Raw genomic sequence first — 25598 nt, 5'->3', positions numbered from 1 at the left:
TCGAAGGTCTGGAGCGCCGCCTGGCCAGGCACGGCGAGTGCGATTCTTTCCCCTGATAGTGTCGAGGCGTGGTGGAGGCTCCCGAGCGGTACCGGTCGATCCTGCCCACCGACACCGCATGGACGCCGGTGGCGAGCGGCGAATCCGGGGCCGGGGTCTTCCGGTCGGCGGACGGATCACGCTACGCGAAATGCGTTGTGGACCAGGATGTCCCGGCCCTGGATGGTGAGCGGGAACGCCTGGTCTGGGCTGGCGCGCACGACATCCCGTGTGCGCCGGTGCTGGACTGGCACGCCGGCGCCGGAATCGCCTGTCTCGTCACGGGAACCGTCCCCGGGGTGACCGCCGAGACGCTCTCCGCCGACGAGTTGGGCCGGGCGTGGGCGTCGATAGCCGACGCCGTGCGGCGGTTGCACGAAACGCCCACCGCGGACTGCCCTTTCGACCGCGGCGTGGCGCGTATGTTCGCGCTCGCCCAGGATGTCGTCGCCCGCGACGCCGTCCACCCGGAGTTCCTGCCCGAGGAGCAGGTGGGCACCCCGCCCGCCGTGCTGCTCGCCCGGCTGGCCGCGCGGATAGACGCGCGGCTGGCCCAGGAACGCGCGAATGCGGTGGTCTGCCAAGGGGATCTGTGCCTGCCGAACATCGTCGTGGATCCGGCCACGGACACCGTCACCGGATTCCTCGACCTCGGCCGCCTCGGCACCGCCGACCCTTACGCGGATATCGCCCTCCTGCTGGCCAGCTCACGCGAGACCTGGCCCGACGAGCCGTCCGCCGCGAAGGCCGACCGCGACTTCGCCCACCGCTACGGCCTCACCCTCGACTCCGAACGGCTGCGCTTCTACCTGCACCTGGACCCGCTCACCTGGGGTTAGCGAACCTCAGGCCATGGAGATGCCGGTGATCAGGGTGCGGCCGAGTTCGGTTCGGGTGGTGATGATCTGACCGAAGGTGCGGGCTTCCTCGCCCGGATACTGCTGGGTCAGGCGGACCACCCAGTGGGATTGGCCGTCACCCGCGCCGGTGGCGGTGCGGGTGATCTGCACGCAGTAGCGGGTGCCGACCGGGACCTGATCGATGCCGCGCTGGATCTGGTCGGCGGGGGGCACCGCCGCGTCCGGGGCCACGACGGCGCGCGCCGCCGCACCGGAGCGCGCCTCGTAATAGGCGCGTTCGAACGCGAGGATCGCCGACGGGCCGTCCTGGGTGCCGCCCGCGCCGGTGCCCGAGACCACGTCCCCGCCGCGCCGCTCCTGGCAGCCCGGCGTCGCCAGTGGCGACGGCGGATCGGTGGGCGGCTCCGACGTGGGCTGACCGGCGGGTCCGTCGGTCGGCACGGTGAGCGGCGTCGCCTTGCGCGGCGAGGCGTCCGGCAGCACGGCCCACAGGATGGACCCCACCGCGATGAACAGGCCCACCAGGATCAGCACGGCGAGCACCTTGTTGCCACGCTGTTGCTGCGCGCCTTCCGGACGGGGGCGGCGCAACGCGGGACCCGGATTGCCGCCCGTGCGGTCGACGATGCCTGGCACCGACGGCAGCGGGCGCTGCTCGGGCTGATCGTCGGCGACCGGATCGTCCTCCGGGACCCGCCGCCGCTGGGGTGGTGCTTTCGGCGGCTCGGCGGGGCGGGCGGGCGGGTCGAGCCATTCGGCCCATTCGGCGTCGGGCCTGCGCGACGGCCGCTTCAGGGGTTTCGGCACGGCCGGGTCGACCGGGCCCGCCTGTTCCGGGGTCCGCACTCGCGGCGCGGATCGCCCAGACTTGCGCTTGCGGCGCTTCCCGGCGGGCGGGGCGGGCAGCCGGAGCATCGGCAGGCCCGTGTCGAACGGATTCGGCTGACGGTGCCCTGGATTCGCCCCGTCCGGATCAGGGCGCGTCATCGCCGAAGTCGCCGATGACGGCGGCCGGAACGGTGGCCGTCTCGGGGATCAACGCCGACGCGGGAATGGTCACGCCCAGCTGGCCGTCGCGCGGCCTGCGGTCCTGATCGCCGCCGCCGGGCGGCGGCATCGCGACACCGCCGTGCGCGCCACCCGGCTGCCCGGACGGCGCGGGATCGGGCCGGGGCGCGGGCGCGCTCTCCTGCGGGGCCGGCGCGGGCAGCACCGACGTGGCGGGCGGGGAACTCGGCTTCGGCGGCTCCGGGCGCGCACCGCCCGCGTTCTGACCCGGCGTGGTCCCGCCGCCGCCCGGCGCGGCGCCGCCCCCGAAGTCGATGACCCGCGACGGCGACGACTGCTGACCACCGCCGGGCGTGCCCGCGCCGTTGTTCGTCGTGCTGCCGGGATTGATCAGCTCCGGGATCGCCTTGTCGATCACCTTGTCCGCCGACGCCGCGACCGTGTCCATCGCGTGCGTGCCGACCTCCACGATCTTGTCGATCAAGTGGGTGCCGATGTCCACGCCCGCCGAGATCGCCGAGGTGCCCAGCTCCACACCGGCCGAGATCAGCTCCCGCTGCAACTGCAACTGCGCCAGCTGCGCCGGATCCAGCTGCTGCCCCTGACCGTTCGTCCCGGGAATCGTCCCGTACGTGCCGGGCGAGATCGCGTACGACGGGTCGGTGCCGCCGCGCCCGTCGCCGAACGCGCCGGGCCGGGTGACCGTGAGCGGGCCCATCTCGTCCAATCGCCGCGTGTGGCCGTTCATCTCCGTGCGCGCGCCGTCGACCGTGACCAGCGCGTCGCGCAGCGCCATCGCCGCCAGATCGATCACCGCGTCGGTGTCGGGCGCGGTCGTCGCTTCCGCCAGCACCCGGCGGGCGTCGGCGCGGAAGTCGGCGATGATCTGATCCACCCGCCGGGCCGCGCGCGCACTCGTGGCCTGCGCGTCACCGAGCACGGACAGATACGCCGGGCCCCGATCGGAGATCTCCCCGATCTCGGTCTGCGTCGTGCGCAGGGCGGGCACGGCCGCGTCGGCACCGCGCGAGGTCCACGTCGATTCGAGGGCGTGCAACCCCTCGCGGTGCGGCCCCTCGGAATCGGCCGCGTGCGTGGCCGCGGTCGACAGCGCGGCGGTGATCGCGCGATCGGGCAGCGTGGCGCCGGTGCCCAGCGAGGCCCGCAGCTGCAACATCGGCTGCACCAGGGCCGCGATGAGCGGCGGATCGGCCGTGGGATCGTTGCTCACCACCGGCAGCGACTCGGCGGCCTGTTCGGCCGGACGCCGCCTGCGCAACCCGCTCAGCCGCCTCACGACAACTCCTCCTCGGTCCGCGACAGCGCCCGCGCGGTCGACGCGTCGCCGGCCCGCATCCGCTCGTCGTAGTCGCGCAGCACCCGGTCGTACGCCGAGACCAGCTGACTCGCCGTCGACAGCGCCTGGGTGTGTTCCTGCACCGCGCTGGTGAACCGCGCGACGAACTCGGCGCCGATCAGCCCCAGATCGGTGTCCAGCTTCTGCGGATTCACCGCACCCGACGCCGCCGAGGCCGCCGAGGCCAACTGCTCGGCGACCGTCCTGGCCATCGCGGAGTAGGCGGCCATCGCCGCCGGGTCGAGCTTCAGCGTGTCCACTGTTCCCCCTTCACGGAAAACCTAACCTTCGCTGTCGCAACACGGCCGGCGCCGGAGGGTCACCCCTGCCCGGCGGCACCGCTAGGTCGTGGCCAATCCCCCGTGTCCCCGGTGACGCGGCGGGCGTGGTCCACGACCTCCGACCATGGTCGCACGGTTCGGGCTGAAATCGGCACGCAGTCGGCGAATCACCGGGCACGACCCCGTGTGAGCTGAGTTTTCCCGCGCACCGGAATCGATTGCTGCCATTCGGGAATAGTCCGCGCGGCCCGGCGTTCGGTGAAGATGGTTAGAGAGACGAACGAAAGGGGCCCGCGTGGCGACCGAGACCGCCCAGCCGACGGTGGGGTTGCGCTCCGAGCGCGGAGCCGTGCTCGGCGCGCTGATGCTGTCGACCGGACTGGTCGCGCTCGACACCACGATCATCGCCACCGCCGTGCTGTCCATCACCGAGAGTCTCGGCGGCTTCACCCAGTTCCCCTGGCTGTTCTCGCTCTATCTGCTGGCCCAGGCCGTGACCGTGCCCATCTACGGCAAACTCGCCGACACGTTCGGCCGCAAACCGGTCCTGATGTTCGGCATCGCGGTGTTCGCCCTGGGTTCGCTGCTGTGCGGACTCGCCACCAGCATGACCGCCCTGATCGTGTTCCGCGCCGTGCAGGGCATCGGCGCGGGCGCCATCCTGCCGATGACGATGACGGTCGCGGGCGATATCTACACCCTCGCCGAACGGGCCAAGGCGCAGGGCTACCTGGCGAGCGTGTGGGCGATGTCGGCGGTGGCGGGGCCGCTGCTGGGCGGGTTGTTCGCCGACTACGTCGGCTGGCGGTGGATCTTCCTGATCAACCTGCCGCTGGCGGCGGTGGCGGCGTGGATGCTGCTGCGCGGCTTCCAGGAGCGGGCCCAGCGACGCGGTCAGCGCATCGACTATCTCGGCGCGGCGTTGCTCGCCCTCGGCGCGGGTGCGATCGTGCTGGGGTTGCTCGAGGGCGGGCAGGCGTGGGCGTGGGGTTCGCCGGTGAGCATCGCCATCTTCACCGGCGGCGTCCTCACGCTGCTACTGTTCGCGCTCGTGGAGCGGCGCGCCGCGAATCCCATTCTGCCGCTGTGGATCTTCACCCGGCGTGTGGTGGTGGTGAGCAGTACCGTGTCGCTGCTGATCGGCGCGCTGCTGCTCGGATTGACCACCTATGTCCCGACTTTCACCCAGGGCGTGCTCGGCACCGGTGCGCTGGTCGCCGGACTCACCGTCGGCACACTCACCCTGGGCTGGCCGCTGGCGGCATCGCTGGCCGGAAAGGTGTACTTGCGCATCGGCTTTCGCGGCAGCGCGCTGATCGGCAGCGGGCTCGGCGTACTCGGCGCGGTCTCGACGCTGTTCATCGACGAGCAGTCCTCGCCGTGGCGGATCGCCGCGTCCTGTTTCGTGATCGGCGCGGGGATGGGTCTGGTCGCGACGCCGACGCTCATCGCGGCGCAGACCAGCGCGGCGTGGTCCGAGCGCGGCGTGGTGACCTCGGCCAACATGTTCGCCCGCGCACTCGGCAGTGCGCTGGGCGTCGCGGTGTTCGGCGCGCTGGTCAACGCGCGGGTGGGTGCCTCCGACACGCCCGATCCCGGTCTACTGGCCGACGGGGTGCACCTGGTGTTCGTGAGCGTGACGATCGCCGTGGCGGTCATGTTCGCGGTCGCCACCCTGATGCCGGGGCAGCGTGTGGACGGCACCGCGCGCGGCGCGGAAATAGTCCGGGACGCCCCGGCGTTACCTCTCGAGTGATGCCGAGAGGAGCCGCATGATCGACGTCCCCCTGTCCGTGCTCGACCTCGCCCCGGTGCAGACCGGCGCGAGCACGGGCGAGGCACTGGCCGCGACCACCGAATTGGCCAGGCGGACCGAAGCTCTCGGCTATCGGCGATTCTGGGTGGCCGAACACCACAACATGCCGGGCATCGCCAGTTCGGCGCCGAGCGTGGTGATCGCGCACCTGGCCAACGCCACCTCGCGCATCCGCGTCGGCTCCGGCGGGGTGATGCTGCCGAATCACGCGCCGCTGGTGGTGGCCGAGCAGTTCGGCACGCTCGAGGCGCTGCATCCTGGGCGCATCGACCTGGGCATCGGCCGCGCGCCCGGCACCGATCAGGCCACCGCGCTGGCGCTGCGCCGCACCGCCGAAGGGCTGGCCGCCGAATCCTTCCCGACCGAACTCGCCGCGCTGCTGCGCTACTTCCGTGGCACCTCGGCCGACGGCATCAGCGCCACGCCGGGGCGCGGCGAAGAGCCCGAGATCTGGCTGCTCGGGTCGAGCGGCTACAGCGCGCAGGTGGCGGCGGTGCTCGGCGTGCGGTTCGCGTTCGCCCACCACATCAATCCGCTCGGCACCGAGGACGCGCTCGCCCTGTACCGCAACAGCTTCCGACCGACGGCCGATCTGGAAACCCCCTACGCCATGGTGGCCCTGTCGGCGGTCTGCGCCGACACCGACGAGCGCGCCGAAGAACTCTCCGCGCCACGGGATCTCGCGTTCCTCCAGCTGGCCGCCGGGCGGCCCGGCACGCTGCCGTCCACCGAGGAGGCGGCGAAATTCCGCCCCACGGAACGGGAACGGCAGTTCATCGCGCAGCGCAGGCAGGGGCAGGCGACCGGCTCCCCGGACACGGTGCGCGCCCAGCTCACCGATCTCCTGCACCGCACCGGCGCCGACGAACTCATGCTCAACACGCTCGTCTACGACATCGAGGACCGGGCCCGCTCCTTCGAACTCATCGAGAAGATCGCCGCTTCCTGAGGACCTCAGCGCAATTCCTGACGGCCTCGGGCACACCTCCCGACGACCTCAGCGCGGCTCCTGTGACCTCAGCGCGGCTCCTGTGACCTCAGCGCGGCTCCTGTGACCTCAGCGCGGCACATCATCGACCCGGGGTCCGGGTCCTCCTGACAAGCTCAGCGCAGCGGGAAGCCCAGCGTGGCAAGGGATTCCCGCAGCCGGTCGCGGCCGTTGAGGCTGCGGGGCGAGGCGAGGCGGGCGAGCACGCGCTCGGTCCAAGAGTGCGCGAGGTTCTGCTCGGCGTAGAAGTCGGCGATCCTGGTCTCGTAGTCGGCGACGTGTTCGCGCTGGGCGGGCAGGTCGTAGGTCTCGTGGTGCAGCACCGCGGCCTGCGGCAGGCGAGGCTTCACCTTCGCCTCCTCCGCCGGATCGGGATGCCCGACGACGAGGCCGAACACCGCGAAAACACTGGGCGGCAGGCCGATTTCGGCGGCGACCCGCTCCGGGTGGTTGCGCAGCGCCCCGATGTAGACGGTGCCCAGGCCCAGCGATTCGGCGGCGACCACCGCGTTCTGCGCGGCCAGCGCGGCATCGATGAACCCGACGTAGCTCGACTCCAGGTAGTCCGCGCCCTCCAGGGGCGCCTCGCGGTCGGCGGCGAGCTGGCGCAGCCGCGCGAAATCGGCGGTCCAGACCAGCAGCACCGGCGCCTGCTCGATATGCGCCTGGCCGCCCGCCAGCGCCGCCAGCCGGGCCTTGCGCTCGGGATCGCGCACCGCGACCACGCTCCACACCTGCAGGTTCGAGGAGGTCGCGGCCGACTGGGCGGCCGAGACCAGCAGCCGCAGCACGTCGTCGGAGACCGGGTCGGGCAGGTACCGCCGCACCGAGCGGTGGTCGTGCAGCACCTGCAGCACCGGATTCCACAGGGCGGCGTCGACGGGCACCGGGTCGCGGTAGCGTTGCCGCACGGTGTCGGTCGGGGTGGGCGCGATCTGGGTCATGCGGTCATCTTCGCGGGGCGGGGTCGGCGCGTCTGCGGTAACCCTCACCGTGAACGCAACCGCCGTGCCCGCCGGGCGCGAACGCGAGTACCTTGGTAAGGCATGCCTAATTAATTCGAGCGTCCGGAGGTAATCTTGGCCCGCCCACGCACCACCCTCACCGTGCTCCGCACCGAGTGGCTGACGCCGCACCTGATCCGCGTGCATTTCGGCGGCCCCGGATTCGCGGCCTTCCAGCCGATCGAGCACTCCGATTCCTACGTGAAGTTCATCTTCCCGCGCGACGGCATCGAGGTGCTGCGCACTTACACCGTCCGTGCGGTGGACCGGGAGGCGGGCACCCTGGCCGCCGATTTCGTGTTCCACGGCACCGAAGGCATCGCCGGGCCGTGGGCCGCGTCGGTGGAGCCCGGCGAGACCATCGACCTGTACGGACCGGGCGGGGCCTACTCGCCGCGCGCCGACGCCGACTGGCACCTGCTCGCCGGTGACGAATCCGCGCTGCCCGCCATCGCCGCCGCGCTCGAGGCGATGCCCGCCGACGCGGTCGGCGACGCGTTCGTCGAGGTGTCGGGCCCCGACGACGAGCTGAAGCTGGACAAGCCCGCCGGCGTGGAACTCACCTGGCTGCACCGGGGCGCGCGGCCCGCGGGCGAACTGCTCGCCGAGACGGTGCGCGCCGCCCCGTGGCGCGACGGTCAGGTGCAGGTGTTCATCCACGGCGAGGCGAGCGCCGTCATGCACGACCTGCGCCGCTACATCCGCCGCGACCGGCAGGTGCCCGCCGCGTGGGCGTCCTCGATCTCCGGGTACTGGCGGCGCGGCCGCACCGAGGAGGGCTTCCGGGAGTGGAAGGCCGACCTGGCCGCGAAGGAATCCGCGCCCGCCTGAACGAGTTCCGCGCCCGCGCTCAGTCGCCCCACTCGCTGCTCGACAGCGGCATCTCCCAGGTCGGCTGCGGGATCTCGGGGTGGTGCTCGGCCATGATCACCGAGGTCAGCGAACCGGGCGGCGCCTTGCGCGGGTCGGCGAGCGCTTGCGCCGCGATGGCGTCGGCGAGTGCCCGGCTGCCGCCTAGGCGTGGGTAGCGGGCGTGCACCAGGTCGGCGTAGCCCGGCGGCAGATCGCCGGGCGCGCCGCCGACGTCGATGCCGATGCCCTCCACCGCGATCCAGGCGGCCGCGGGACGGCGGCGCCGGTACACCGGTGATTCGAACAGGCCGGTGGTGTGGGCGGCGATCGCGTCCCACACGAGGTCGACGCGCTCGTCGATGATGCCGTGCCGCTCCAGGAACTCCGCCGCGTGGTCGGCGCCGTCTAGTTCGAATCTGTTCGCGCCGTTGGCGATAGCGCCGAGGCCGATGTCGTGGAGCGCGCAGATCACAGACAGCAGTTCGTCGTCGTAGTCGGCGATGTGTTCGGTGACGCGGGTGGCGAGCGAAGTCGCGGGGAGGGCCAGCGAGTCGGCCGGTGACCGATCGGCAGCGCGACCTCGGTCCGCACGCTGAACTGCGATTGCCCGCCGGGCCTGCGCAGGAACACCACGAGGGATTTCGCGAGCGACCGCGCCACCTCCGCGCCGAGATCCTCCTCGACGAGCGCGAGCGCCATATCGATTCCGGCCGTCACGCCCGCCGAGGTCACCACCGGCGCGTCCCGCACGAAGATCGCGTAGCCGGGCACGATCAACGTGTCGATCCGCCCCGCGAAATCCGGGATCGCGCCCCCGACCCCCATCGGCACGCCGACGTCGGTCACCACCGCCGCACCATCCGGGGACGCCAGCCGCACCCGGTAGCCTGCCCAGTGGAACACCTGCGCCGACCGGCCACATCCAGCATCATCACCCCCTCCCCCACCGCGATCACGACCTCGCGCTGCTCGTCCACGATCTCAGTCTTCGCGACGCCGTCGATGTCCTCGAGGACATCGGCCCCTTGGATCAGGACATGGTCACGGGAGCGGCAGCGCTTCGGCGGCAGCCCGGATGTCCGGCAGGCGCCCGGCGTCGGCCAGCAGTCCGGTGAGGGCGAACTCCACGATCTCCGCGGGACTCACCGCGATCTCCGGCAGCGCCAGCGCGTCGAACAGCGCCTGCACCAGCCGCGCCCCCGACACCGGATTCATCGGCCGCACCTCGCCTTCCGCCAATCCCTCCGTCACCCAGTCCACGACCACGCGGTCGAAGCGGTGCAGGAGTTCACGTTCCGCGTCGAACCGGTCCTGCTGGAGTTCCGGCGTGGTCAGGATGGAGATCAGCACGTAGGGCGAATCCCGCAGGTGTTCGAGCGAATCACGCAGCCAGCGGTGCAGTTTCACCATCGCGGGCGCGTCGGTCGCGACCAGCGCGCCGGCCAGCTCGAGCGGGCCTTGCAGACCGAGGCGCACCAGCGCGGCCAGGATGTCGTCCTTGGCGGCGAAGTGCTTGTACAGGGCGGGCTGGCGCACCCCGACGGCCGAGGCGATATCACGGGTCGAGGTCGCCGAGTAGCCGCGCGCGGCGATGAGCTCGGCGGCCGTGCGCAGGATCCGCTCGGCCGCCGGGCTCAGGGGTGCGGTCTCGGCGGTCACGCGCTTCAGGCTATAGCGTGCCCGGCCACGGTCCGTCGTCCAGCAGGGCGTGCGCGAGATCGCGGTAGAACGCGAGCACGCCCGGCCTCTCCTTGGGGCTGAGGTGACCGCGCTCGGCGTACCGGGACCCGGCCCCGCGCTGCACCGCCTCCAGCCCGCTCCGGTCCTCGTCGTTGATCATCGCGGTCACGGCTTGCTGGGTGCGCGCCAGATCCGCTGAGCCCACGGCGAGCTCGGGCAGGGTCAGCACACCGCCGAGGACCCGCACGCTGTCGATGGTCGACGGCAGGAACGTCAGCCACACCACCTGATCGGCCAGCGCGATGAACGCGCTCGCGGGGAACGCCAGCCCCACCATGGCGTGCGCCCGCTGGACGTCGTCGAGGGACAGCATCGCCGAGTCCACGGACATCGCGAGCGGGATGCGCAGGTGCAGCATCCACGGAGACGCCACCTCCACGTGGATGTCGCCACCGCCGGGCATGAAGGGCTGCAACGTCTCCCGGTGCAGTCCGAGCACGTGATAGTTCTCGTGCCCGTTCTCCATCACCAGCTTCCAGTTGGCCCGCCACTCCAGCGACCACGAGTCCACCTGCACCATCCGGTCCAGCCGGTATCCGGCGAAGTGCGGCGCGATCAGATCCAGATGTGCGGCGACGGGCTCGGCGCGCGCGTCCAGATTCAGCCACACGAAACCGTTCCACTCCGCGACCGCGAAACCGGGCAGCCGGCACTCGTCGGCGCGGAACTCCTTGTTTTCGGCCATGTACGGCGCGCCGCGCAGCCGCCCGTCCAATCCGTACTTCCACAGGTGGTACCGACAGGTGAACGCGGCGGTGTTTCCCGCGCCGGGTTCCACCAGGGGCATCAGCCGGTGCCGGCAGACCGGCGAATGCCCGCGCAGCACACCGTCGCCGTCGCGCACGACCACGGCCATCTCGCCCGCCACCGAGACCGCGACGTAGTCGCCCGGCGCGGCGAGCTGATCGGTGTGCGCGACCAGGAACCAGGAGCGATGGAAGATCCGCTCGCACTCCAGCTCCCAGAGTTCCGGGGAGGTGTAGGCGGCGGGCGGCAGGCTCAGCGCGGGGGCGTCGTCGCCCAGGTAGGCGCGCAGATCGGTGAGGATGTCGTCGATTCGGGTGAGCACGGGCATGAGTACCTCCCAAGCGATGGCGGTTATCGTTCGATAACCACTCCCAGGTTATCGAACGATAACCGATCGGTCACACCCCACTTTCAGGGGCACCGCGCGCCCTCGGCGGGTACGACACCCTCCCGCAGGTAGTCCTCGACCACCCGGTCCACACAGGGATCGACCCCTCCGTACGCGCCGTGGCCCGGCCCGTCGTAGGTGAGCAGGGTGGCGGGACGCAGGTGCTCGGCGACCTCGGTGACCCACTCGTAGCGCGCCTGCGGATCCCCCGTCGCACCGACGACGAGCACCGTCGGCGCACCGCCGCCGTCCAAGGCGACCCGTCCCACTCCGTGCACGGGCCACCGCGCGCATTCGGCCAGGCGCAGGCCGGTCAGTTCGCCGAAACGCGGTGATACCCGGGCGAATTCGGGCATCAGGTCGCGAATCTGCGCGACGGTGTAGATATCGGGGTAGTCGGCGCAGTTGATCGCCGTGTTCGCGGCGGCGAAGTTCGAGAACGTCCCGTCGGCGCGCCGGCCCGTGAAAAGTGCCGCGTACCCGGCCAATTCGCTTCCGTCACCCGCGAGCGCCCGCCCGAGCGCGAGTTCCAGGTGCGGCCAGGTCTCGGGCGCGGAGAGCGCGATGCCGAGCGCGGCGGTCGCCGTGGCGCGGTCGAGATCGCTCGACTCCGTATCCAGCGCGGACAGGAAGCGATCCGTGCCGTCCAGGGCGGCGTTCTCGTCGCGGCCCAGCGGGCACTGTCCGTCGTCGAGGCAGAACCTTACGAAGTCGCGCAGCGCCGCCTCCATGCCAGCGGCCTGGTCCAGCAGGGTGCGCCGGAATTCGCGCAGCGGCGTGCCGGGCGCGTCGAGCACCATGCGGCCCACGCGCTCCGGGGCCAGCGTGGCGTAGGCCGCGCCGAGCTGCCCGCCGTAGGAGACGCCGAGGAAGTCGAGCCGGCGCTCCCCGAGAGCGGCACGAATGAGGTCGAGGTCCCGTGCCGAGTCGGCGAGCCCGACGTGCGGCAGCAAGCGGCCCGAGCCGTTCACGCAGGAGTCGGCGAAACGCAGGCTCGCGGCGTCCAGTTCGGCCCATTCGGCGTCCGTGCGCGGCACGCGAGCGGGCAGCTCCGGCTGCTCGCAGGTGATCGGCGCGCTGCGCCCCACCCCGCGCGGATCCCAGGACACCAGGTCGTAGCGGTCCAGCAGACCGGCGAAGCGGGCGGCGACAGCGGGCGCGTGCTCGAAGCCGGAGCCACCCGGTCCGCCGGGGTTGTAGACCAGCGAGCCGAGCCGCCGGGCCGGGTCGGCGGTGCGCGATCGGAGGACGGCGAGGTCGATCGCGGGGCCGTCCGGACGGGCGTGATCCAACGGGACGGGGAGTGTCGCGCACTCCCATACGCGTCCGTCGTCGGGTGCCGCGAGGTCCGCGCACGGCGACCACGCCAGGGCGGCGGGCGCGTCGGTGGCGGCGGGCGCGTCGTCGGTGGCGGAATTCGCGCACCAGACCGCTACCGCACACGTCGCGACCAGTACGGAGATCCGTTGTATCCAGGGCATATGGATACCTTCGCGCGTCGCAACGCCGCGGGAGTCGGCCGTTCGTACTACTGGGCGACCTTCCTTCGGACGATTCGAGCGGCGTCCGAGGGCATCGACATCTCGGCCTCTCGGACCGCCGCCGTCAGTCGGCCACCGGCACGGGCTCGTCGGCGCGCGCCCGCACCGGATGGAATCCGGGCAGGTACCGGTCGACGAACGGAATCATGAGCTGGATCAGCGGCCCGATGCCGAAGGCGTACGCCAGGGTGCCCACGCCGACCGTGCCGCCGAGCAGCCAGCCGGTGGCCAGCACGGCCACTTCGATGCCGGTGCGGACCACGCGCACCGACCACCCGGTGCGCCGGACCAGTCCAGTCATCAGTCCATCACGCGGTCCCGGCCCCATGCCCGCGCCGATGTACAGCACGGTCGCCGCCGCGTTGAGCACCACCGCCGCCGGCATCGCGCCCACCCGCACGGGCATCGATTCCCACTCGGGCAGCAACCACAGGCCCGCGTCCACCGAGACGCCGATCACCACGATGTTGCTGATCGTGCCCAGACCGGGCCGCTGCCGCAACGGAATCCACAGCAGCAGCACCACGGCGCCCGTGACCGCGGTGACCATGCCGAAGCTCAGCGGGACGTGGCCCGCCACGCCCTGGTGGAACACGTCCCACGGGTCGAGCCCGAGACCGGCGCGCACCATGACCGCCATGGAGAAGCCGTACAACCACAGTCCGCTGTAGAGCGCGACCAACCGACGCACAAGCATGCAGACCAGGATGGGCCACCACTGGACTGCGTGAACAGAGCCAGTCACCAAGGTCTGGCCTGATTGTCTACCGTTCCACCGGCTCCCAGCCGGGCGGGGCGCCCGCTCCCCGAGCTGCCGGGGATCGCGCGACCGGTAGACGATGCAGGGCCGGAACAGGTACCCCACGGGCGCGCTGAACATGTGCACCAGCCGGGTGAACGGCACCAGCGCGATCAACACCATCCCGATCACCGCGTGGAGCTGATACGACAGCGGCACCCCCGCCATCAGCGACGGGTCGGAGTTCAGCGTCACGATGCCGCGCGCCCACGGCGCGATGGTCTGCCGGTAGTCGTAGCCCTCGTCGATCCGCGACTGGGAGAGTTTGGCCCACATACCCAGGACGATGGCCGACACCAGCACCAGGTACATCTGCTTGTCGTTGCGGGTGGTGGCGCGGAAGACCGCCGCCCTGGTGCGCCGCCGGTACACCAGCACCGCCAGGCCCACCACCGTGAGCACACCCGCCGCCGTCCCGCCGAACAACGACAGCAGGTGATAGGCGTGCTCGTCGAATCCGACGGCGTCGGTGCGGGATTCGGGCCCGCCTGCGCCAGCGCGCGGGCGGCGTCCCGGTCGCGCGGCGACGGCCTCGGCAGCGCCCCGCACAGCGCCGCCACGACCTGTGCGTACGGACCGTCGTTCCCCCCAGCGCGATCCGCAGCAGCTCTACCCCGGGCCGGTGCTCGAGCAGGACGTCCCGGTCCCCCGTGGCGGCCACGTACTCGTGCACCAGCGGCAGGTAGTCCGGCAGTTCCGCGCCCGCCAGCTCGAGCCCGGCCGCGCGATGCCGATGTTTCAGCGCCACCAGGGATTCCTCGCGCCTGCGGGTGTCGCCGTCCAGCCACCAGGTCAGGTGCAGGCAATGCCGGTTGTGGAAATCGACAGTGCGCACATAGGTTTCGGCGAGCGCGCCCAACGGCACCGACGCCGCGTACCCGAGGAATGGACGCAGCTCCGGCGCGCACGCGGCCGGCAGCTGCAGCCGGGACGCGAACCGCTCGTCCGGATAGTCCAGGCAGTCCGCGACCGCCTGGTAGAACGCGGGCCGAGTGCTCATCCCGCCTCCTCGTCGGCGGTCTGCCTGCGGCGCAAGGCGTGGAAGCTCTCGACGGTGGCCAGCGGTAGGAACTTGCGGCCCGACTCGTCCCCGAACGGGCCGGGCCGCCCATCCCCGGACCACCGTCGAAGTCGAGGCTGCACCCCTGCGGCAGCGCCGACTCCTCCAGCTGCCGCGCGTCACCGGCCGCCGCGGTCGGAATGACGTAGCGCTCTTCGTATTTCGCGACGGCGAGCAGGCGGTGCAGGTCGAAGAGCTGTGCGCCGGTCATGCCGACGGCGGTGGCGATCGACTCGTCGGGGCGGCTCCGCCGGATTGATGTCGCGCAGGTAGGAGCGCATCGCCGCCAGCCGCGCCAGCGCGTCGCGCACCGGCACCGGGTCACCGGCGGTGAACAGTTCGGCGAGGTATTCCAGCGGGATGCGCAGCGAGCCGATGGCGCCGAACAGGTTGTGCGCGTCCTCGCCGTCGAATCCGGTCGCCGTCAACGCGTCCACCACCGGCGACAGCGGCGGGATGTACCAGACCATCGGCAGGGTGGGGAATTCCGGATGCAGCGGCAGCGCCACCCGATACTCGCTGATGAGCGCGCGCACCGGTGAGCGGCGGGCGGCGTCGATCCAGTCCGGCGCGATCCCGGCCCGCTCGGCTTCCTGGCGCACCTCGGCATCCTCGGGGTCGAGGAACACGCCCAATTGCGCTTCATACAAATCCTTTTCGTCGGGAGTCGCAGCGGCCTCGGCGACGCGATCGGCGTCGTAGAGCACCACACCCAGGTAACACAGCCGCCCCATGCAGGTCTCCGAGCAGACGGTCGGCAACCCGACCTCCACGCGCGGATAGCAGAACGTGCACTTCTCCGCTTTCCCGGTGCGGTGGTTGAAATACACCTTCTTGTAAGGACATCCGGTCACGCACATGCGCCAGCCCCGGCAGCTGTCCTGATCCACCAGCACGATCCCGTCCTCGACGCGCTTGCTCGAGCAGCACGCCGCGCACGTACGGATACCGCACACGGGTGGGCGAATACGTGTACCAGGAGAAGGCGGCGCCGCGCGGGCAGCCGCGCGGCCCGTGCTCCGGGCGGTCCGCGCCGACGGAGGGATAGTCGGTGGCCTGGGTCTCCCAGGTGATGATGCCGTCCTCGACGTACACCTTCCACCGGCACGACCCCGTGCAGTTCACGCCGCGCGTCGAGTACACGACTTCGTCGTGGCTCCAGCGGTCGCGGAAGAACGTGTCGACGTCGGCGGATTGCCGTTGCTCGGCAGGCTGCTGCTGGTGGTGGCGGTGGGCGCGTGGCTGTTCACCCTCGCCGCGCTCATCTCCGACCGCACCGCGTTCGCCCCGGATCGGGCGCGCTCACCGCAGCCCCGCGCGGACGGGCGGTAGCGTCGGGGAGATGAGCAGCGTGGACGTGGCGATCGTCGGGTACGGGCTGGCCGGTGCGGTGTTCCACGCACCGCTGATCGCGGCGCAACCGAGAATGCGGGTGGCCGCCGTGGTGACCGGGTCACCGGAGCGGGCCGAGCAGGCGCGCCGCGCGCACCCGGGCGTGCGGGTGTTCCCGGACGTGGACGCGTTGTTCGCCGCGATCGGCGATTTCGGGCTCGTCGTGGTCGCGACGCCCAACCGGACGCACGCGCTGATCGCCCGCCGCGCCGTGGACGCCGGTGTCCCGGCGGTGGTCGACAAACCGTTCGCGGTGACGTCTGCCGAGGCCGAGGACGTCCTGCGGCGTGCCGAACACGCGGGCGTTCCGCTCTCGGTCTTCCAGAATCGCCGGTGGGACGGCGACTTCCGCACCGTGCGCGCGCTCGTCGAGGGCGGGGAACTGGGCGAGGTGCGCCGGTTCGAATCGCGCTTCGAGCGGTGGCGGCCGGTGCCCAAGGGCGGCTGGCGCGAGGTCGGCGGCGTGGCCGACGGCGCGGGCACCCTGCTCGATCTCGGCAGCCACTTGGTCGACCAGGCGTTGACGCTGTTCGGTCCGGCGCGGTCGGTGTACGCGGAGCTGGACAACCGGCGCGCGGGCGTCACCACCGACGACGACGCGTTCCTCGCGCTCACCCACACCTCGGGCGTGCGCTCGCACCTGTCGATGGGCGCGGTGACCCCGCAACTGGGGCCGCGGTTCCGGGTGCTCGGGTCGGAGTCGGGGTACGTCACCTACGGCCTCGACCCGCAGGAGGACGCGCTGCGCGCCGGGGGCGATCCCCGCGAAGAGGGTTGGGGCACGGTCGAACCCGACCGGTGGGGGCTGCTCGGCGCCGACCCCGACCTCACGCCCTACCCCACCCTGCCCGGCGACTACCCCGCCTTCTACACGGCGATGGCGGCGGCGATCCTGGACGGCGCGCACGCCCCGGTCGATCCGCACGACGCGGTCGCGGTGCTGCGCGTGCTGGAGGCGGCGCGGCGGTCGGCGGGCAGCGACGCCGTGGTGCACCTGGCCTGAGCGCCGGATCCGTCGGCGCCCCGGTGCGTTTCGCGCGCGCGGCCGGTAGGGTGCGGCGGTGAACACCGCAGAACTCGTCGATCGCGGCGCCTCCATCGCGGATCGGCTGACCACCACGCAGACCCCGCCGCCCTGGCAACTGGTGGTCGTGACCGCCGTCGCGGCCCTGGTGCTGGTGGGGTACGGACCGCTGTGGCGCGTCACCCGCAACGTGGTCACCATCGCCCACGAGGGCGGCCACGCCTTCGTCGCGCTGCTCACCGGCCGCAGGCTCAACAGCATCACCCTGCACTCCGACACCTCCGGTCTGACGGTCTCGAGCGGCAAACCGTACGGGCTCGGCATGATCCTCACCGCCATGGCGGGCTATCCCGCGCCGCCTCTGCTGGGGTTGGGTTTCGCGGCGCTGCTGGCGACCGAGCGGATCACGCTGATGTTGTGGACCACCCTGTTGTTGCTGGCGGCGGTGCTGATCAAGATCCGCAACTTCTACGGGCTGTTCAGCGTGCTCGTGGTGGGCGGCGCGGTGTTCGCGGTGTCGTGGTTCGGCGACGACACCTGGCAGGCGGCGTTCGCGTTCCTGTCCGCGTGGTTCCTGCTGTTCGCGGGACTGCGGCCGGTCATCGAGATGCAGCGCGGCCGCCGCAGGCGCTGGCGCAACCCCGCCGACGTCGACTCCGACGCCGACCAGCTGGCCCGGCTCACCCACCTCCCCGCCATCCTGTGGGTGCTGTTCTTCGCGGCGATCGCCGTGGGCGCGCTGGTCGTCGGCGGCGGGCTGTTGCTCTCCGACGCCACGGGGGCGTGCATTCCGGTGGTGTCGGGGCCGTGCCCGGCTGCTCCTTAGCGCACCGGGCGCGCCGGCACGTTCAGCGGCTACAACCCAACGCCGTCAGCGCCTCCTGCGCCAGTTCCTCCGCCGGGCGCGTGGCGTCGACGACGATCCCGCGCTCGGCCGCGGTCAGCGGTTGCAGGTCGGCGAGCTGGGAGTCCAGCAGGCTCGCGGGCATGAAGTGGCCCGGCCTGGTCCGCATCCGCCGGGACAGTTCCTCGTACGACGCGGTCAGGTGCAGGAAGAACAGGTCGGGCGCGGCGGCGCGCAGGCGGTCGCGGTAGCTCACCTTCAGCGCCGAGCAGCTCACCACCCCGCCCCGCTCGCCGCGCTCCGCCAGCCAGGCGGCGATGCGGTCCAGCCAGGGCGCGCGGTCGGCGTCGTCGAGCGGGCTGCCCGCCGCCATCTTCGCCAGATTGGCCTCGGGGTGGAAGGCGTCGCCCTCGGCGTACTCCACGCCCAGCGCGGCGGCCACCGCCGCGCCCGCCGTGGACTTGCCCGACCCGGACACCCCCATCGCCACCACCAGCGGCTTCGCGGCCTCGTCTGCGCCCACCGATCCTCCTCGTCTCACCCGTACCGCGTGCGCGGCAACCCGACGGTAACGCCCCCGCGCGCCGGACTCGGGCACGATGGAGACCATGAAACTGCGAATCTTCACCGAACCGCAGCAAGGCGCGGACTACGACACCCTGCTCACCGTCGCGAAAACCGCGGAGGACCTGGGCTACGACGCGTTCTTCCGCTCCGACCACTATCTGGCGATGGGCGACTCCGACGGGCTGCCCGGCCCCACCGACGCGTGGATCACCCTGGCCGGGCTCGCGCGCGAGACCAGCACCATCCGCCTCGGCACCCTGGTGACCGCCGCCACCTTCCGGCTACCCGGCCCGCTGGCGATCCAGGTCGCGCAGGTGGACCGGATGTCGGGCGGGCGCGTCGAGTTGGGCATCGGCAGCGGCTGGTTCGCCGAGGAGCACACCGCGTACGGCATCCCGTTCCCCAAGGACAAGTTCTCGCGGCTCGAGGAACAGCTCGCGATCATCACCGGCCTGTGGTCCACCAAGGTCGGCGACACGTTCAGCTTCGACGGCGCCCACTACACGCTCACCGACTCGCCCGCGCTGCCCAAACCGGCGCAGGATCCGGTGCCGATCCTGATCGGCGGCAACGGTCCCACCCGCACACCGCGCCTGGCGGCGCGCTACGCCACCGAGTTCAACCTGCCCTTCGCCTCCCTCGAGGACACGGCGGCGCAGTTCGAGCGGGTGCGCGCGGCGGTCCGCGAGCACGGCAGGCAGCCCGGCGACCTGGTGTACTCCAACGCGCTGGTCGCCTGCGTCGGCGGCACCGACGCCGAGGTGGCGCGGCGGGCGGCCGCGATCGGCCGAGAGGTGGACGAGCTGAAGACCAACGGCCTGGCCGGTTCCCCCGCCGAGGTGGTCGACAAGATCGGCCGCTACGCCGAGGTGGGCACCGAGCGGATCTACCTCCAGATCCTGGACCTGGCCGATCTGGACCATCTCGCCCTCATCGCCGACCAGGTCCGGCCGCAACTCTGAGCGACGGTAGCCTGTCCGGGTGCGACCGCTCGGCTTGGACGATCCCCGCTGGATCGGGGACTACCGGATCCTCGGCGTCCTCGGCGCGGGCGGAATGGGCAAGGTGTACCTCGGGCGCAACACCGGTGGCCGCACCGTCGCGGTGAAGGTGATCCGCCCGGATCTGGTGGGCGACACCGAATTCCGGGCCCGCTTCCGCCGCGAGGTGGCGGCCGCCCAGCGCGTGGGCGGCCGCTTCACCGCCCCGGTGCTCGACGCCGACGTCGACGCCGACCCGCCGTGGCTGGCGACCGGCTATGTGGCCGGGTTCGCGCTGTCGGAGGCCGTCGAGACCTTCGGGCCGTTCGGCGAGGACACGTTACTCGCGCTGGCGCGCGGGCTGGCGGCGGCCCTGGTCGCGGTGCACGAGGCGGGCGTGGTGCACCGCGACCTCAAACCGTCGAATGTGCTGCTGGCCGTGGACGGGCCGAAGGTGATCGACTTCGGCATCGCGCGCGCCGTGGAGGACACCGCGCTCACCACGACCGGAAAGGTCGTCGGCTCACCGGGTTTCATGTGCCCCGAACAGGTGACCGGCGAGCCGGTCGGGCCGGCGAGCGACGTGTTCGCCCTCGGCGGTGTGCTCACCTTCGCCGCGACCGGGCAGGGACCGTTCGGGACCGGCGAGACCATGCACCTGCTGTGGCGCATCGTCTACGAGGATCCGCGCCTGGACGCGGTGCCGGAGCGATTGCGTCCGATCGTCGCGTCCTGCCTGGCCAAGGATCCGGCCGCCCGGCCGGCACCCGCGCGCCTGCTCGACGACCTGGGGGCGCTCGGCGCGCCCGAGCGCACGGGCTGGTTGCCGCCCGCGGTCCTGGAGGAGGTGAGCGTCCGGGCGGTCCGGCTGCTCGATCTGGATTCCGGGCCGCTCGACCTGCCGACGCACCCGGCGACGGGGGGCACGCCCGCGCGACCGCATACCAACCCCGGGCCGCAAGGTTTTCCGAACGGCACCCAGCAGAACAGCTATTCGTCCGGCTCCCACCACACTCCACCGCCGACGACCTCCGGGTACGCACCGGGGCCCTACGCGGGTGGACCGGGGCCGCAGGCCGGGTATCAGCAGTCGAGTCACTTTGCTCCGCAGCACAACTCCGTAGATCAGCGGGCGAATCACTTTTCCCCGCAGCACAACTCCGTCGACCAGCCGGGGTATGGGCAGCGGCCGCCAGCAAAGTCGAAGCGTGGCCCCCTGCTGGCCGCGCTCGCGGTGGTCGCCGTGCTGGTGGCTGCGGGCGCGTACGTCATCGGAACGCAGTTGCGGGACAACGACTCCGGGCCGTCGGCGGCGGATACCACCACGCAGGTCACCACATCCGCCGAGAGCACGACCACGACGACCACCACCGCCGCCACCGCGACCGCCGCCGCGGCGGCCTCGGCGGTGCCCAGCGCGCTGGTCGGGACGTGGCGGGGCACCGTCGCCGACCCGATCTTCACCTTCGACCTCGAGATCACCATCCGGGAGGGCGCGGTCGGCGACGAGGTCGCCACCTCCGCCAACACCGGCAGGCTCTCCGGCACGCGCTGCGGTCGCGCCGAGCGCCTGACCGCCGCGACGGAGAACTCCATCACCCTGGTCGCGCGGCTCACCGAGAATCCCGGCACCTGCGTCGACGAGGGCTCCACGTCCACGGTGACGCTCCAGCCCGACGGGACCGTCCGCTACACCACCCCGGGCCTGGCGGGCGCGATGGAAGGCACGCTCACCAAGTCCTGATCCGCGCGGCGGGTGTCGCCCGGTCTCGGCACCGGGCATGATCGAAGGGGCCAGACACCGGGCGTGGCGCCGAGCTGCGCGAACGCCGAGCGACAGGGAGCGACGGCCATGGACACCACGCGGAACCGGCGGCGAGCGGCGATCCCGGCGGTGATCCTCGCCGTGGGGCTCATCGGGTGCGGCGCGCCCGACGACACTCCACCACCCGCCGAGACGCCGATCGCCTCGACCACGGCGGCCGGCACGCCCTCGGCGGCACCCGATCTCGGCGCTCCCGAAGTGGTCGCCCAAGGGCTGGACGTGCCGTGGGGGCTGGCGTTCCTGCCCGACGGCGCCGCGCTGGTCGCCGAACGCGACACCAGCCGGATCCTGCGCCTGACGCCGGGCCGCGAGCCCGAACCCGTCTACGAGGTGCCGGGTGTCGTCGCGCGCGGCGAGGGCGGGCTGCTCGGCCTGGCGGTCTCCCCCGGCTACGCGACCGACGGATACGTCTACGCGTACTTCACCGCCGCCGACGACAACCGCATCGTCCGGTTCCGGCTCGACAGCGATCCGGAGGTGGTGTTCGACGGTATCGCCAAGGCGGGCAACCACAATGGCGGACGTATCGCCTTCGGCCCCGACGGCATGCTCTACGCGGGCACCGGTGACGCCGCCGAACCCTCGCTCTCCCAGGATCTTTCGAGTCCCAACGGCAAGATCCTGCGCCTGACTCCCGACGGCGCCCCCGCGCCGGGCAACCCGGTCGCCGATTCGCCGGTCTACAGCTACGGGCACCGCAACGTGCAGGGGCTGGCCTGGGACGCGGCGGGCAGGCTGTTCGCGGCCGAGTTCGGGCAGAACCGGCTCGACGAGGTGAATCTCGTGACGCCGGGCGGCAATTACGGCTGGCCCGAGGTGGAGGGCACCGGCGGCGCGGACCGCGGGTACGTCGATCCGCTGGTCACCTGGTCGACCGACGAGGCGTCACCGTCGGGTATCGCGATCGCGGGCGACACGCTCTACGTGGCGGCGCTGCGGGGGCAGCGGTTGTGGACGGCGCCGGTCACGGACGGCGGACTCGGCACGCCGAGCGCGCTGTTCGACGGCGAGTACGGACGCCTGCGCACCGTGGAGGTCGCCTCCGACGGCGCGCTGTGGGTCACCACGTCCAACACCGACGGGCGCGGCCGGGTGCGCGCCGGCGACGACCGCGTGCTGCGGTTCCCCGCGCGCTGAGAGGTTCAGCTCCGACGGGTCGACAGCGCTGTCGGCGCCACGACCGCGAACAGGACCAGCACACCGCGCACGAATCCGATCCTGGTGTGGCCCAGCGTGCGCAGCGCCGGACCGTGGTCGAGCGCGACGACGACGCTCGCGCCCGAGACGAGCACCCACCACCCCGCGAGCACGGCCAGCCGCACCGGGCGCGGGGTGCGCGCGAATCCGAGCCGCAGTCGCAGGCAGTGGAACGGGATGTGGCGCAACTCGTCGTCGAGGATCAACGCCGCCACCCGAGCGGTCAGCGGATCGCCCACCCCGTCGCGCAGCGCCCGGTAGTACTGCACCGCAACGACTTCCGCGACCATCAGGACCAGCACCTCGAGCCGCAGCCCGAGCGCGCGCCGCAACCACACGAACACCGTGTCGCTCCAGTGCCCCGGCACCGTCGGCGCTCCGGCCGCGCGCAACAGCAGTTCCAGCAGCCGGGCGTGATTGCTCTCCTCGGCGACGAACAACCGCACGGCCCGCGCGTACTCGGGATCACCCGCCCGCTCGGCCTTCCCGATCAACTGCGCACCGTCCCCGCTCTCCCCCACCTGGAATCGCTGGAGGCTGCGCACCACCGCAGGATCGAGCCGCGCCCCCGCACCCCAGTCCGGGTCCCCCGCGACCACCCGCGCCCGCACCTTCGCCTCGAATTCCGTGGTCCACCGCCCGAATTCGCTCACCCCACCGAGTGTCCTCACCATGGCCGCAACCCTAGAAACCCGCTGTGCGGATTCCGGGGCCACCTCGTGGAGATTTCGTGAAGATCGCCGCGGTCAGGGTTTGCGGCCGACGCCGCCCCACGCCGAGGTGGGGGTTTCGCCGGGGTCGCCGAGCCAATGGTTGATCGGGACCACGCCGGGCTCGACGAGTTCGAGACCGTCGAAGACACCGCGGATCTCGTCGGAGGTGCGCGGGTTGTACGGCACGCCACCGGTTCTCGTGTAGTTGCGGCACATGCGGACGTAGGCGGCGTCGTCGGTGGACCCGTCGTAGAGCGCGAGGTAGCTGCCCGGCGGTACGCCGTCCATCATGGTGTCCACGACCCGGCGCACCTCGGCGTAGGTCTGCGCGTGGCCGAGCACGCCGATGAACATGACCGCGATCGGCTGCCGGAAGTTCAGCACGTTGCGGGCGTCGGCGAGAATCCGCTCCGGCTCGTGGAAGTCGGCTTCCAGGTAGGTGGTGACACCCTCGTCGGTGGTGTTCACCAGCAGCGCCCTGGCGTGCGCGAGCACCAGCGGATCGTTGTCCACGTAGACGATCCTGGCGTCCGGCGCGGCGGCCTGGGCCACCTCGTGGGTGTTCTGCATGGTGGGCAGTCCGGTGCCGATGTCGAGGAACTGGCGGATCCCGGCCTCGGCCGCCAGATAGCGCACCGCCCGGATCAGGAACTGCCGCGACTGTTTGGCCATCGCCTCGATCTGCGGATACGCCGCGACGCCCGCCTCCCCCGCCAGCCGGTCCACCTCGTAGAAGTCGCTGCCGCCCAGCCAGTAGTTCCAGATTCTCGCCGAATGCGGGATGTCCGTGCGGATCGGGCTGGGGCGCTTGTCTGCCATGCTGGCTCCTGAAAAAGACGACGCGGTGACTCTACAACCGATCCCGCCCGCGCACCCGGCTCTTGGCTCAGGTTTCCAGCACGGCCCGCGCCGCGTTGTGGCCGGGGATGCCGCTCACGCCGCCGCCGCGCACCGCCCCTGCGCCGCAGAGGAACACGTTGCGCACCGACGTCTCCACACCCCAGCGCGCGGCCGGGGTGGACGCCTCCCCCTCCAGGAACGGGAAGGCCAGATCGCGATGGAAGATGTGCCCGCCGGGCATCCCGATCTCACGCTCCAGATCGAGCGGCGTCTTCACCTCGAGGCACGGTTCGCCGTTCGCGTCCTCGGCCAGGCACGCCGAAACCGGTTCGGCCAGTACCGCATCCAGCTGGTCCAGCGCCGACCGGGTGGCCGCGGCCTTGGCGGCGGCCGGATCGTCTTCGAAAAGCCTTGCCGGGGTGTGCAATCCGAACAGGGTGAGCGTGTGCATGCCGTCGGCGGCCGCCGCCTCGGACAGGATGGAAGGGTCGGTCAGCGTGTGACAGTAGATCTCCGACGGAGTCGCCGAGGGGATGCGGCCCGCCACCGCCTCGCGATACGCGGCCTCCAATTGCGTGTAGGACTCCGCGATGTGGAATGTACCCGCGAACGCGTCGGCGGGATCGACGGCGGCATCCCGCAATCGGGGCAGCCGTCGCAGCACCATGTTCACTTTCAGCTGCGCGCCTTCGGGTTTGGCGGCGGGCTCGCGGCCGAGCAGCCGGTCCAGCACGTAGGGCGCGGCGTTCACCAGCACGTGCCGCGCGCCGACGCGGCCGCCGTCGTAGCGCACCTCGGCGGCGGTGCCGTCGCTGTCGATCGCGGTCACCGCCCGGCCGGTGACCAGTTCCGCGCCGGCCGCGCGGGCGGCCTCGGCCAGCGCGTGTGTGAGCGCGCCCATCCCGCCGATCGGGACGTCCCAGTCGCCGGTGCCGCCGCCGATGACGTGGTAGAGAAAGCACCGGTTCTGGCGCAGCGCGCGATCGTGGGCATGGGTGAGGGTGCCGATGAGCGCGTCGGTGAGGACGACGCCGCGCACGGTGTCGTCGGCGAACGTCGTCTCGATCGTCTCGCCGAGCGGGCGCTCGAACAGGGCGTCCCAGGTGGGCTCGTCGTCCACGCGGCGGCGGAGTTCGGCGCGGGTGGGCAGCGGTTCGGTGAGGGTGGGAAATACGCGCTCGGCGAGGCGCCCTGTGGTGCCGTAGAAGCGCCGCCATGCCTCGTACTCGCGATCCGATCCGGTGAGCCGGACGAAGGACTCCCGCGTCGCGGACTCCGAGCCCGTATCGACGAGGAGTCCGCCCGCGCCGACCGGCGTGTAGGACGAGACGCGCCTGCGGCGTGTACGGAAGAGCAGGCCGAGATCATCGACTATGCGCCGCGGCAGCAGGCTCACCAGATACGAATAGCGGGAGAGCCGAGCCTCGACGCCAGCGAAAGGTTGCTCGGAGACGGCGGCGCCCCCGGTGTGCGCTTGCCGTTCCAGGACCAGGACGGACCGGCCCGCGCGAGCCAGGTACGCCGCGGCGACCAAACCGTTGTGGCCGCCGCCGACCACCACTACGTCATAGGAGGAGTGCCTCGGCGTCATCCGTTCTCGATACCACGTCCGTGCGGGTCCGCCCTCGATCGCCGCGCCGGACCGGGTGGTCGAACGGATGCCGTGGCGTGCTTGCTTCGGTCGGCGCGGAGCCGCCCGGCGGGAGCGTAACAGCGCCGACCGACAGGATCGGCGC

The 25598-nt window shown here is 71.9% G+C and carries 24 protein-coding genes and 4 pseudogenes; 10 read left to right on the top strand and 18 right to left on the bottom strand.

Annotated features, from left to right (window positions below):
* The first annotated feature begins 68 nt into the window (after positions 1-68).
* Complete coding sequence (locus DFR74_RS06075) at positions 69-878, top strand: APH(3'') family aminoglycoside O-phosphotransferase (protein WP_084537261.1); 810 nt, start codon at positions 69-71, stop codon at positions 876-878.
* A 6-nt stretch (positions 879-884) separates the two neighbouring features.
* Here the strand turns inward: DFR74_RS06075 and DFR74_RS06070 are convergent, their stop codons facing one another.
* From DFR74_RS06070 to DFR74_RS06060, 3 genes are read right to left on the bottom strand one after another with little or no spacing between them, the layout of a single operon-like run.
* On the bottom strand, positions 885-1886 hold the full coding sequence (locus DFR74_RS06070; protein ID WP_147265749.1) for a hypothetical protein: 1002 nt from the start codon (positions 1884-1886) through the stop codon (positions 885-887).
* Complete coding sequence (locus tag DFR74_RS06065; RefSeq protein WP_113974986.1) at positions 1873-3204, bottom strand: hypothetical protein; 1332 nt, start codon at positions 3202-3204, stop codon at positions 1873-1875. The genes DFR74_RS06070 and DFR74_RS06065 overlap by 14 nt, the downstream gene beginning before the upstream one ends.
* The gene (locus DFR74_RS06060; RefSeq protein WP_067512052.1) at positions 3201-3524 is read right to left on the bottom strand and encodes a type VII secretion target; all 324 of its coding nucleotides are present in this window, start codon (positions 3522-3524) and stop codon (positions 3201-3203) included. The genes DFR74_RS06065 and DFR74_RS06060 overlap by 4 nt, the downstream gene beginning before the upstream one ends.
* Positions 3525-3840: 316 nt before the next feature.
* On the opposite strand from DFR74_RS06060, the gene DFR74_RS06055 reads away from it, so the two are divergent.
* Positions 3841-5301: an MFS transporter gene (locus DFR74_RS06055; protein ID WP_067512054.1), complete on the top strand. Its 1461-nt coding sequence runs from the start codon at positions 3841-3843 to the stop codon at positions 5299-5301.
* Positions 5302-5317: 16 nt separating this feature from the next.
* Complete coding sequence (locus tag DFR74_RS06050) at positions 5318-6310, top strand: LLM class flavin-dependent oxidoreductase (protein WP_067512056.1); 993 nt, start codon at positions 5318-5320, stop codon at positions 6308-6310.
* 155 nt (positions 6311-6465) lie between these two features.
* Here the strand turns inward: DFR74_RS06050 and DFR74_RS06045 are convergent, their stop codons facing one another.
* On the bottom strand, positions 6466-7293 hold the full coding sequence (locus tag DFR74_RS06045; protein WP_067512058.1) for an NADPH-dependent oxidoreductase: 828 nt from the start codon (positions 7291-7293) through the stop codon (positions 6466-6468).
* A gap of 135 nt (positions 7294-7428) precedes the next feature.
* Between DFR74_RS06045 and DFR74_RS06040 the strand changes: the two genes are divergently transcribed.
* Positions 7429-8184, top strand: coding sequence for a siderophore-interacting protein (locus tag DFR74_RS06040; protein WP_067512060.1), 756 nt, complete (start codon positions 7429-7431; stop codon positions 8182-8184).
* Positions 8185-8203: 19 nt separating this feature from the next.
* Here the strand turns inward: DFR74_RS06040 and DFR74_RS06035 are convergent, their stop codons facing one another.
* From DFR74_RS06035 to DFR74_RS36980, 10 genes and pseudogenes are all read right to left on the bottom strand, one after another.
* The gene (locus tag DFR74_RS06035; protein WP_113974985.1) at positions 8204-8677 is read right to left on the bottom strand and encodes an HD domain-containing protein; all 474 of its coding nucleotides are present in this window, start codon (positions 8675-8677) and stop codon (positions 8204-8206) included.
* A complete protein-coding gene (locus tag DFR74_RS37940; protein ID WP_407675030.1) occupies positions 8674-9054 on the bottom strand; it encodes a helix-turn-helix domain-containing protein in 381 nt (126 codons plus the stop codon). Before DFR74_RS37940 ends, DFR74_RS06035 begins: the two co-directional genes overlap by 4 nt.
* 192 nt (positions 9055-9246) lie before the next feature.
* Positions 9247-9864 (bottom strand): TetR/AcrR family transcriptional regulator, encoded by a 618-nt coding sequence (locus DFR74_RS06025; RefSeq protein WP_067512062.1) that lies wholly within the window; start codon positions 9862-9864, stop codon positions 9247-9249.
* Between the two features lie 10 nt (positions 9865-9874).
* A complete protein-coding gene (locus DFR74_RS06020) occupies positions 9875-11020 on the bottom strand; it encodes an aromatic ring-hydroxylating oxygenase subunit alpha (protein WP_067512064.1) in 1146 nt (381 codons plus the stop codon).
* Positions 11021-11103: 83 nt separating this feature from the next.
* Positions 11104-12561, bottom strand: coding sequence for an alpha/beta hydrolase (locus DFR74_RS06015; protein ID WP_067512066.1), 1458 nt, complete (start codon positions 12559-12561; stop codon positions 11104-11106).
* A 124-nt stretch (positions 12562-12685) separates the two neighbouring features.
* Positions 12686-13318: a membrane protein YczE gene (gene yczE, locus DFR74_RS36990; protein ID WP_067512150.1), complete on the bottom strand. Its 633-nt coding sequence runs from the start codon at positions 13316-13318 to the stop codon at positions 12686-12688.
* A gap of 138 nt (positions 13319-13456) precedes the next feature.
* A pseudogene (gene narI, locus DFR74_RS36985) lies at positions 13457-13969 on the bottom strand (respiratory nitrate reductase subunit gamma); the annotation flags it as partial.
* A gap of 52 nt (positions 13970-14021) precedes the next feature.
* Positions 14022-14420, bottom strand: a pseudogene (narJ, locus tag DFR74_RS37935) (nitrate reductase molybdenum cofactor assembly chaperone); the annotation flags it as partial.
* Positions 14417-15421 (bottom strand): annotated as a pseudogene (locus DFR74_RS06000) (4Fe-4S dicluster domain-containing protein); the annotation flags it as partial. The pseudogenes narJ and DFR74_RS06000, both read right to left, overlap by 4 nt.
* A pseudogene (locus tag DFR74_RS36980) lies at positions 15369-15668 on the bottom strand (hypothetical protein); the annotation flags it as partial. The pseudogenes DFR74_RS06000 and DFR74_RS36980, both read right to left, overlap by 53 nt.
* Here DFR74_RS36980 and DFR74_RS05990 point away from each other — a divergent pair.
* The 3 genes from DFR74_RS05990 to DFR74_RS05980 are packed head-to-tail and all read left to right on the top strand — an operon-like array spanning position 15633 to position 17722.
* A complete protein-coding gene (locus tag DFR74_RS05990) occupies positions 15633-15812 on the top strand; it encodes a hypothetical protein (RefSeq protein ID WP_067512068.1) in 180 nt (59 codons plus the stop codon). The pseudogene DFR74_RS36980 and the gene DFR74_RS05990 sit on opposite strands and share 36 nt — an antisense overlap.
* Positions 15813-15822: 10 nt before the next feature.
* Positions 15823-16875, top strand: a complete 1053-nt coding sequence (locus tag DFR74_RS05985) for a Gfo/Idh/MocA family oxidoreductase (protein WP_067512070.1) — start codon at positions 15823-15825, stop codon at positions 16873-16875.
* A gap of 58 nt (positions 16876-16933) precedes the next feature.
* The gene (locus DFR74_RS05980) at positions 16934-17722 is read left to right on the top strand and encodes a M50 family metallopeptidase (RefSeq protein WP_067512072.1); all 789 of its coding nucleotides are present in this window, start codon (positions 16934-16936) and stop codon (positions 17720-17722) included.
* A gap of 22 nt (positions 17723-17744) precedes the next feature.
* Here the strand turns inward: DFR74_RS05980 and DFR74_RS05975 are convergent, their stop codons facing one another.
* Positions 17745-18224 carry a gluconokinase gene (locus tag DFR74_RS05975; protein ID WP_067512152.1) on the bottom strand — a complete coding sequence of 160 codons (480 nt, stop codon included), beginning with the start codon at positions 18222-18224 and terminating at the stop codon, positions 17745-17747.
* Between the two features lie 124 nt (positions 18225-18348).
* Between DFR74_RS05975 and DFR74_RS05970 the strand changes: the two genes are divergently transcribed.
* The 3 genes from DFR74_RS05970 (at position 18349) to DFR74_RS05960 (ending at position 22249) form a co-directional block, all read left to right on the top strand.
* Complete coding sequence (locus DFR74_RS05970) at positions 18349-19269, top strand: LLM class F420-dependent oxidoreductase (RefSeq protein WP_067512154.1); 921 nt, start codon at positions 18349-18351, stop codon at positions 19267-19269.
* A 19-nt stretch (positions 19270-19288) separates the two neighbouring features.
* Complete coding sequence (locus tag DFR74_RS05965) at positions 19289-21031, top strand: serine/threonine-protein kinase (RefSeq protein WP_067512074.1); 1743 nt, start codon at positions 19289-19291, stop codon at positions 21029-21031.
* Between the two features lie 108 nt (positions 21032-21139).
* Entirely contained in the window at positions 21140-22249 is a 1110-nt protein-coding gene (locus DFR74_RS05960) for a PQQ-dependent sugar dehydrogenase (protein ID WP_067512156.1), read from the top strand.
* A 5-nt stretch (positions 22250-22254) separates the two neighbouring features.
* On the opposite strand, the gene DFR74_RS05955 is transcribed toward DFR74_RS05960, so the two are convergent.
* From DFR74_RS05955 to DFR74_RS05945, 3 genes are all read right to left on the bottom strand, one after another.
* Entirely contained in the window at positions 22255-22983 is a 729-nt protein-coding gene (locus DFR74_RS05955) for a ferritin-like domain-containing protein (protein ID WP_067512076.1), read from the bottom strand.
* 72 nt (positions 22984-23055) lie between these two features.
* Positions 23056-23841, bottom strand: a complete 786-nt coding sequence (locus DFR74_RS05950; RefSeq protein WP_067512078.1) for an SAM-dependent methyltransferase — start codon at positions 23839-23841, stop codon at positions 23056-23058.
* 67 nt (positions 23842-23908) lie between these two features.
* A complete protein-coding gene (locus DFR74_RS05945) occupies positions 23909-25453 on the bottom strand; it encodes a phytoene desaturase family protein (protein ID WP_067512080.1) in 1545 nt (514 codons plus the stop codon).
* Between the last annotated feature and the right edge of the window lie 145 nt (positions 25454-25598).

It is taken from the genome of Nocardia puris (assembly GCF_003315035.1).
Taxonomy (GTDB): Bacteria; Actinomycetota; Actinomycetes; order Mycobacteriales; family Mycobacteriaceae; genus Nocardia; species Nocardia puris.
The sequence above is the reverse complement of the archived record's forward strand: the minus strand, read 5'-3'. Positions and strand labels throughout refer to the sequence as shown.